Here is a 5988-nt window from a genome sequence, read left to right on the forward strand (position 1 = left end):
CGAACCGGATGGTTCGGCGGCCCTCGGCACGTAACAGACGGTCAGCTCTTGGCGGACCCGGCCTCGTCCTTGGCCTCAGCGTCGGTATCGGTGCCGGCATCCGTATCGGAAGAAGCCCCGGCGTCCTTGGACAGCTCGACCTTGTCGGAGTCGGCATCTTCGTCCGCCCCGGCCGACGCACCGTCCGAGGAAGCCTCGTCCGAGGACGCTCCGTCCCGGTCCGGCTCCACCACTTCCTCGCGCCCCGGCCGCAGCCGGGCCGACACCACCATGTAGACGACGGCGAGGACGAAGACGACGATCGACGTCCACACGTTGAACCGCAGCCCGAGCACATCGTTGAGCTGGACGTCGTCCACGCGCATGTACTCGATCCAGCCGCGCCCGACGCAGTACGCGGCGACGTACAGAGCGAACGCGCGGCCGTGCCCGAGCTTGAAGCGACGGTCCGCCCAGATCACGAGCAGCGCCACGCCGATGCACCACAGCGACTCGTACAGGAACGTCGGGTGGTACGTGCCCGGCACCCGCCCGCCGTCCGAGCGCGTGATCTCCAGCGCCCAGGGCAGGTCGGTCGAGCGCCCGTACAGCTCCTGGTTGAACCAGTTGCCCCAGCGGCCGATCGCCTGCGCGATGGCGATGGCGGGGGCGAGCGCGTCGGCCCAGGCCGGCAGCGGGATGCCACGGCGCCGGCAGCCGATCCACGCGCCGAGGCCGCCGAGGGCGATGGCGCCCCAGATACCGAGGCCGCCCTCCCAGATCTTGAACGCGTCCACCCAGTCACGGCCCTCACCGAAGTAGAGGTCGTTGTCGGTGATCACGTGATAGAGGCGGCCGCCGACGAGGCCGAAGGGCACGGCCCACACGGCGATGTCCGCCACCGTGCCGGGCTTGCCGCCGCGGGCGACCCAGCGCTTGCCGCCGATCCATACGGCGACGAAGACACCGATGATGATGGCGAAGGCGTAGCCGCGCAGTGGGAGGCCGAAGAGGTCGAGTTCACCCTTCGACGGGCTGGGGATCGATGCAAGGATTTCCATGGCGGGGTCGACGCTACCCTGCCGACTCCCGTGTGCGGCAATCCACCCGGCCTAACGGCCTGATAACGGGTGCGGCCCCGTCCCACGGGACGAGGCCGCGATGACGGCTCCGTACTACTTCGCCGCCTCCTCCACCTTCTTCTTCAGCTGCTCGGGCGTCAGCGGGTTCTTCTGGTCCGCGAAGATGTTCTTGCCGTCGAGCAGAACGGTCGGCGTGCCGGTGAACTTGCCGTCGCGGAACGCGTCGTTGGACTTGTTCACCCAGCTCACATGCTTGCCGTCCTCGACGCAGCTCTTGAAGTCGGCGGTGTCGAGGCCGTCGACCTCCTTCGCCAGCTCGAGCAGCCGGGCGTCCTTGCCGAACGCGTCGTCCGTCTCCGGCGGCTGGTTCTTGTAGAGCACGTCGTGGTACGGCGTGAACTTCCCGGCGTCCTGGGCGCAGGCCGCCGCGTTCGCCGCGTTCACCGAGCCCGTGCCGCCCATGTTCCCGTCGATGATCGTCGCCAGGTGGTAGTCGACCTTGAGCTGCCCCTTCTCGGTGAGCTCATGGATGGTCGGGCTGTACTGCGTCTCGAAGGAGGCGCAGGCCGGGCAGCGGAAGTCCTCCCAGATGGTGAGCGTGGACTTGGCGCTGTCCTTGCCCACCGGAATCGCCAGACTGTCCTTGCCGCTCGCGCCGGAAGGCGGCACCACAGGACCGGACGCGTCCTTCTTGTCACCGCCCGCATTGGCCGCGATCACTCCGGCGATCGCGGCCAGGCCCAGCACGCCTACCACTGCGGCGGTCACGATCAGCGCACGTCGGCGCTTGTCGCGGGACTTCTGCTGTTCCCGCTCCTGTGCCAGCCGGTCGCGGGCGGCACGCTTTCCCTCACGGTTCTTCTCGCTCACATTCCGCAAACGAACCGGGGAGGCACGAGCGTGCCTCCCCGGCTGGATGTCCACCCGTATGGATGAGCGCTTCCGCGATCAGTCCCTCTTGGCGCGTACACCTTCCGCCAGCTCACCCGCGAGCCGTCGTACGGCGGCCACGCCCGCCGCCTCGTCCTCGGCGTCGAGCATCAGCTTGACGAAGGCCGAGCCGACGATCACGCCGTCCGCGAACTGGGCGACTTCCGCCGCCTGTTCGGCGTTGGAGACGCCGAGGCCGACGCAGACCGGCAGGTCGGTCGTGGCCTTCGTACGGCGCACCAGGTCCTCGGCCGCCTCGCCCACCGACTCGCGCGTCCCGGTGACGCCCATCAGGGACGCCGCGTAGACGAAGCCGGAGCCCACCGTGGTGATCTCCTCGAGGCGTGCGTCCTTGCTGCTGGGCGCGACCACGAAGACCGTGGCGAGGTCGTGCTTGGCGGCGTGCTCCCTCCAGAGCGCCGACTCCTGGACCGGCAGGTCGGGCAGGATGCAGCCCGCGCCGCCTGCCTCGGCGAGCTCGGCCGTGAAGCGCTCGACGCCGTAGCGGTCGATCGGATTCCAGTACGTCATGACGAGGACGGGCTTGCCGGTCGCCTCGTGGGCTTCGCGGACCGTGCGCATCACGTCGGCGATCTTCAGGCCGTTCTTCAGCGCGATGTCGTCGGCGGTCTGGATGACCGGGCCGTCGAGCACCGGGTCGCTGTAGGGAAGGCCGACCTCGACGATGTCCGCGCCGCCGTCGAAGGCGGCCTTGACCGCGTCGATCCCGCCGTCGACGGACGGGAAGCCGGCGGGCAGATAGGCGATGAGGGCCGACCGGTTCTCGGCCTTCGTCTGCGCGAGGGCCGCACTCAACAGCTCGATGTTCCCGCTCACTGTGCTTCTTTCGTTCGCTTCTCCGCCCGAGCGGCGCAGAGGTGCGGGCATCGTGGTCGTCTGCGGCCCGGCGGCCGCTCGTGCGTCGCTCACTGCGCGTCCCCCGCCTGCTCGTCGTAGTAGCCGAAGTACCGCGCGGCCGTGTCCATGTCCTTGTCGCCGCGGCCGGACAGATTGACGACCATCAGGCCGTCCTCGCCCAGCTCCCGGCCGATCCTGAGCGCACCCGCGAGGGCGTGCGCGCTCTCGATGGCCGGGATGATGCCCTCGGTCTGCGAGAGCAGCCGCAGCGCCTGCATCGCCTCGTCGTCGGTGACCGGGATGTACTCGGCGCGCCCCGAGTCCTTCAGATACGCGTGCTCGGCGCCGATGCCCGGGTAGTCGAGGCCGGCCGAGATCGAGTACGGCTCGATGATCTGGCCTTCCTCGTCCTGGATCACGTACGAGCGCGAGCCATGGAGGATGCCGGGGTCGCCCGCGGTCAGCGTGGCCGCGTGCTCGCCGGAGTCGACGCCGTGGCCGCCGGCCTCGCAGCCGACGAGCCGTACTTCGGCGTCATCGAGGAAGGCGTGGAAGAGGCCGATCGCGTTGGAGCCGCCGCCGACGCAGGCGATCGCCGCGTCGGGCCGGGGGGCCGCGCGCCCCAGGATCTGGCGGCGGGCGCCGGCGCCGGGGGCGCGGACCCGCGGCCGTACCGAACAGGTAGTGGGTGCCCTCGACGTTGGCGACCCAGGCGCGGAAGGCCTCGTTCACCGCGTCCTTGAGGGTGCGCGAACCGGACTTCACGGCGATGACCTCGGCGCCGAGCATCCGCATGCGAGCGACGTTCAGGGCCTGGCGCTGGGTGTCGATCTCGCCCATGTAGACGGTGCATTCGAGGCCGAAGAGCGCACAGGCGGTCGCGGTGGCGACACCGTGCTGGCCCGCGCCGGTCTCGGCGATCACCTTGGGCTTGCCCATGCGCTTGGTGAGCAGGGCCTGGCCGAGCACATTGTTGATCTTGTGCGAGCCGGTGTGGTTGAGGTCCTCGCGCTTGAGGAAGACCCGCCCGCCGCCCGCGTGCGACGCGAAGCGCGGCACCTCGGTGAGGGCGCTCGGGCGGCCCGTGTAGTTGACGAGCAGTTCGCTGAGTTCACGGGCGAACTCGGGGTCCTGCTTGGCCTTCTCGAACTCGACGGCCACTTCGTCCACGGCGGCGACGAGCGCCTCGGGAATGAACTTGCCGCCGAACTTCCCAAAGTAGCCCTCGGAAGTGGGGACTTGGCCTTCGGGCTCGGGGATGAAGAATGTGCCGATCTCGGCGGATCCGCTGTTTTCGCTGGGCATGACGAGATGCTCCTACGTCGGGGCGCGCTCGCCCCGGATGTCGGGTTTGCGATGGAAAGGGTACGGGGGAACGCCCGACCGCGCCGCCACCACAAAGGCACCGGCACCGGCTACGGGCGGAAAGTCCGCCCGCGCCATCGCATCCCGTTGATCTGACCGGGCTCGGCCCCGATCACGTAGCGCACCCGCCGCCCGTGCACCCGACGCGCGGGCGCCCGGCAGCCGCGCGGGCGGCAACCGGGTGCGAGACGTCGGGCGATGGGCATGGTGCGGGTCAGCCCCGTCCGTGGCGCAGGGCCGGGTGGGCGCCGGCGGCGACCAGGTCGACCACGGCGGACCGCGGGTCCTTGCCGGTGACCAGGGACTCGCCGACGAGCACGGCGTCGGCGCCGTCGTTGGCGTACGCGATCAGGTCGTGCGGACCGCGGACGCCGGACTCGGCGATCTTGACGATGTGGTCGGGGATCTCGGGGGCGACGCGCGAGAAGGTGTCGCGGTCGACCTTGAGGGTCTTCAGATCGCGGGCGTTCACGCCGATGATCTTCGCGCCGGCCTCCACCGCACGCTCGACCTCGTCCTCGTCGTGCACCTCGACGAGCGGCGTGAGCCCGATGGACTCGGCGCGCTCGATCAGCGAGACCAGGGCCTCCTGGTCCAGGGCGGCGACGATCAGGAGCACCATGTCGGCCCCGTACGCACGGGCCTCCCACAGCTGGTACGCGGTGACGATGAAGTCCTTGCGCAGGACCGGGATGTCCACCTTGGCGCGCACGGCCTCCAGGTCCGCGAGCGAGCCGCCGAAGCGGCGCTCCTCGGTGAGCACGGAGATGACGGCGGGGCCGCCCGCCTCGTAGTCGGCGGCGAGCCCGGCCGGGGCGGCGGACGCGGGCGGCGCGCCCTTGGGCGGGCTGGGGCGCTTGACCTCGCAGATCACCTTGACGCTGTCGCCGCGCAGGGCCGCGACCCCGTCCTTCGCCTGGGGGGCCTTCGCCGCACGCTCCTTGAGCTCGTCGAGGCTGACGCGCGCCTGCCGTTCGGCGAGGTCCTCGCGGACGCCTTCGATGATCTCGTCGAGCACACTCACGCGAGTGGTCCCCTTCCATTGCGGCGGACATGACGGCGGTCGCCCGCCCTGTCGGTCCGGGCGGATGCCCCGGTCGGTGAAACGGTGTTCCGGGGGCCACTGCGATGGTATCCGCAGAAGGGCGAAGGCCCCGCATCCGGTTGACGGCGGTCCCACTACCTGGACGTTTGCGTCCAGGGTCACAGGCGGTTCATGGGTGCAGGAAAGATCCGAACGGCAGATTCCGTACGACGGTGAAGACGGCGAGCAACCCGCCGAACGCCCACGCGTACGACGAGCGGATCGTGAAGCCGGAAGGCCCGCCGCGCCAGGCACGCCGCATCCACAGGACCCAGACGAACGCGGCGATGACGAAGCCGATCACGGCCATGACGTTCGCGCCGAGCGCGGCCGGCAGATCGCCGTGCACGAGGGCGTGCACACAGCGCAGCCCGCCGCAGCCCGGGCAGTACAGACCGGTCGAGGCGAGCAGCGGGCAGGTCGGATAGTGGCCGGACTCGTTGGGGTCGACGGCGCCGACATACGCGACGGCCGCGGCGGTGGCGCCGAGCGCGGCCACCGGTGCGAGCAGCCGCCGCGCACGCGACGCTCCCGTACGGGGTGCGGCGGTCTGCGGGGCCCACTGCTGCGGTCCTGGCGGCTGCGCGGTGCGTTCTGCGGTCACTCCCGCATTCTGCCCCGCCCCCGGCCCGCGCGCCCGGGCGGCACAGACGGGGGGGGGGGGGGGGGGGGCGGCGGGGGGGGGCCCCC

The 5988-nt window shown here is 70.8% G+C and carries 5 protein-coding genes and 1 pseudogene; all 6 read right to left on the reverse strand.

What is annotated here, in order from left to right; all coding sequences use genetic code 11:
* Window positions 1-41 precede the first annotated feature (41 nt).
* The 6 genes and pseudogenes from lgt to JAO81_RS27010 all read right to left on the reverse strand — a co-directional run bounded on the left by lgt (window position 42) and on the right by JAO81_RS27010 (window position 5902).
* Window positions 42-1040 (reverse strand): prolipoprotein diacylglyceryl transferase, encoded by a 999-nt coding sequence (lgt, locus tag JAO81_RS26985; protein WP_199550536.1) that lies wholly within the window; start codon window positions 1038-1040, stop codon window positions 42-44.
* A gap of 114 nt (window positions 1041-1154) precedes the next feature.
* A complete protein-coding gene (locus JAO81_RS26990) occupies window positions 1155-1931 on the reverse strand; it encodes a thioredoxin domain-containing protein (RefSeq protein WP_199550537.1) in 777 nt (258 codons plus the stop codon).
* Window positions 1932-2009: 78 nt separating this feature from the next.
* Entirely contained in the window at window positions 2010-2828 is an 819-nt protein-coding gene (gene trpA, locus JAO81_RS26995; protein WP_199550538.1) for a tryptophan synthase subunit alpha, read from the reverse strand.
* An 89-nt stretch (window positions 2829-2917) separates the two neighbouring features.
* A pseudogene (gene trpB / locus JAO81_RS27000) lies at window positions 2918-4154 on the reverse strand (tryptophan synthase subunit beta).
* Between the two features lie 274 nt (window positions 4155-4428).
* Window positions 4429-5238: an indole-3-glycerol phosphate synthase TrpC gene (trpC, locus tag JAO81_RS27005; protein WP_199550539.1), complete on the reverse strand. Its 810-nt coding sequence runs from the start codon at window positions 5236-5238 to the stop codon at window positions 4429-4431.
* 190 nt (window positions 5239-5428) lie between these two features.
* Complete coding sequence (locus JAO81_RS27010) at window positions 5429-5902, reverse strand: DUF2752 domain-containing protein (protein WP_199550540.1); 474 nt, start codon at window positions 5900-5902, stop codon at window positions 5429-5431.
* Window positions 5903-5988: the final 86 nt, after the last annotated feature.

Source organism: Streptomyces sp. N35, assembly GCF_016464295.1.
Lineage (GTDB): Bacteria > Actinomycetota > Actinomycetes > Streptomycetales > Streptomycetaceae > Streptomyces.

What these genes read in the sequence shown, in the direction of transcription:
- lgt (WP_199550536.1), bottom strand. Translation starts at nt 1,040, where the DNA reads ATGGAAATCCTTGCATCGATCCCCAGCCCGTCGAAGGGTGAACTCGAC.